At 35.8% G+C, this 2,937-nt stretch carries 2 protein-coding genes; both read left to right on the top strand.

Annotated features, from left to right (window positions below; genetic code table 11):
• The first annotated feature begins 518 nt into the window (after nucleotides 1-518).
• Nucleotides 519-2,057: a helix-turn-helix domain-containing protein gene (locus DWX26_RS16455; RefSeq protein ID WP_118601785.1), complete on the top strand. Its 1,539-nt coding sequence runs from the start codon at nucleotides 519-521 to the stop codon at nucleotides 2,055-2,057.
• Between the two features lie 127 nt (nucleotides 2,058-2,184).
• Nucleotides 2,185-2,805, top strand: coding sequence for a hypothetical protein (locus DWX26_RS16460; protein ID WP_055268443.1), 621 nt, complete (start codon nucleotides 2,185-2,187; stop codon nucleotides 2,803-2,805).
• The last annotated feature ends 132 nt before the right edge of the window (nucleotides 2,806-2,937 follow it).

The following is a 2,937-nucleotide window of genomic DNA, read 5'->3' on the forward strand; positions in this document are numbered from 1 at the left end:
TCTACAGAGGGTGTCTTTCTTTTGTGCAATATTTTGGATTTGCTCATTTATAGATTTTAAAAGAAAAATATGAAAATAAATTCAAAGCATATTATACGTATGAAAAAGGGAAAAATTACACTTTTTTACCTATAAAAATAGAAAACGTGGATTTGTATAAAAATCAAATTAAAATATGGTGATAATTTCTCTTGCTGTAAATACAATTTTAAAATCATAATAAAAGTCACAAAAAATAACATAGAAAAAGGAATCAGTAAAGGGAAACAGATGCAAGGAATTGGTCAATTACTATGGAAATTACGAGAGAAAGAAGGAATACGACAAAAACAATTATGCCTGGGTATTTCTTCTGTGTCAAAATATGCAAGAATTGAAGCAGATCAGCAGGAAATTGATTTTTTTCTGATTGATCGAATTATGGGACGGTTGGGAAAATCGGTGGAGAGGCTCACTTATATATTGCCAAGGGACATTTACAATATCTATGAATTGCGTCAGGAGATACAACAGAAAATTTGTCAAAAAAATGGGAAGAAGCAAAACAATGTCTGCTTGAATATGAGAAGAATAAAAGAGCAAAGGAGCCGCTGCATCAGCAGTTCATTGAGCAGGAATATGCGCAGATTGCATGGCTTCGTGGTAAATCAGTAGAGACAGTATGTGAACATTTGGAAAAGGCAATTGTACAGACAATGCCAGAAGCGGAAATACAGAGAAAGACAGGGATTTTAAGTGCAGAGGAATACAAACTTCTGCTATTTCGATGGGAAGTCTGTTTTGGTACAGATCGTGAACGAGGAGAGAAAGAACTTCAGGAGTTAGTAGAGGAGATCTTTCAGAAAAACTTTGAGAGGACAGAACGAGTAAAAGTAATTCCATATGCTGCATTGTTAATAGAAAAAACAGCCCGAGATGGAAAAGCGGATACTTATTTAAAATTGATAACAGAAACGGCGTTAGAAAACTTGAGAGAAGAAGGGAAACTGCTTTATATGCCGGAAATTCTGGAGCAGTATGCGCAGATTCTGGAAAAAGAAAATAGTAACGCAGAATTTATTGGGTTGCTGCGACAGGAACGTGCAAGCCTTCTGGAATTGGAAAGTGATTATAAAGTTTCTTTTAAAAATTACCGTCTGTTTGACCATGTGGTTCGGAATTTCGAGATTGATGCAGAATTGATACGTCGAACAAGAAATGCGGCAAAACTTACACAGGAAGGACTGAGTGAAGACATTTGTGCGCAGGAAACATTGGCAAGAATCGAAAACGGAAATCAGAAACCACGAAGCGGAAATCTACGTCAGATGATGGAGAAGATGGGAAGGAGTGGGGATAGAATTGAGACGGGGATTCAAGTGGAAGAGTATGAGACTCTGGAGTTGAAGATTGAATTTTCGAAGTTTATTCATCGAAAAGAGTATGGAAATGCAGAAAAGGTACTTTCAAAAATTGAAGAAAAATTAGACTGTAATTTGATGAAAAATTACCAATATATTGAAACAGAAAGGGTAAAAGTAAAATATAAGGAAAATGCAGAATATACGGAACAATTTATAAAACAATTAAAAGAATTACTTGCTATGTCACTTAAAGTTGAAGAAGGACAAAAAATAGAATATGTTTTAAATACAGAGGAAGTTAGTATTTTGACAGAAATGGCATTGATTTATTGGGGTGAACAGAATTATAAAGTAGCATTGGAAATATATCAATTTTTAGTGGGACAATATGAAAAAAGTTTTATTAAACCTGTATTTCACATCTTAGATTGGGGTATGAGTATGGGAAATTATGGGATGGCGTTGGAAGAATTGGGATATTTTGAAAAAGCAATAGGTGTCTGTCGAAAAAGAATTCAACAGACATTATTTGCCGGAAAAGGAGGATCATTGCACACTTCATTAATGGTTGAGGCTTGTATTTTAGAAGCACAAAAAGATGTAAAGTGCAAGAAATATTTTAAACAGGATTTAGATCTTTTAAGATTATATAAGATGCAAACAAATTATAAGTTAATGGAAAGTTATGTCAAGACAAATAAAATATTTGATTAACTTTGACCACCATCAGGATTTGTAGGAAGAGATGTTGTTGTAAATGGTGGGGTAGGTGAAGAAGGATTTGGAAGCGAAATTGTAATCCAAAGTAAAAGCAGAAACAAATGCAGAATTAAAAAACAGAGTGTATGAAGAGGTTTTAAACAATCACATCACGAATGAAAGTGACGTAATTAAGGTTGCAATTGAACAATATCAGGAAAAACAGATGAAGACCCGCGCCATTGATGCAAAGCCGGATGATTATTTGTCAATCACACAGGTAGTGGATGAAAATGGCAGCGAGCAGGATATTATTTCAACGGGTTTGTTGATTGTAGACGAGCATCAGCAAAGAGTAGCAATCACTGATATTGTAAGCAATACGGGGCAGCTTAGCCAGTACAGCATTTATGCAACCATGAAAGTATCCGTGACAAATGACCGTCAGGCATTAAAGGTACGAATTAATTGGTTTGAAACAACACTGAACTACGGAACCTCTATGAAAGCAAGTAGTTTAATGCAGACATCCAAATATTCACCAGAGGTGGGATTCCAGTATGATGATATTACAAAAACAATTTCAAATCCTGCTGGAGGAACCCCATATCACTATACTCCAAATAATACGCAGATGATTACATATTCGACTTTAGAGTGTGGACGGTCCTGTCGTTCGTATATTAAAGCTGGAACCTCAAGTTTGAATATTGCTTATTGTGTTATATCTTCAGCCCCGGGAGGCCGCTGGGAGAGAGCTTAAGCAAAACTCGATTATCAGAACAAGCGAACTAATTGAAAATAGACGCTCCCCTTGCGTTATAGATACTAGGGGAGCGTTTTTGAAAACTGCGCGTCGCATTCTCGTTACTTCAGTGATGAGTTAGACGCGCAA

The organism is Blautia sp. AF19-1, from assembly GCF_003479155.1.
Classification (GTDB): Bacteria; Bacillota; Clostridia; order Lachnospirales; family Lachnospiraceae; genus Fusicatenibacter; species Fusicatenibacter saccharivorans.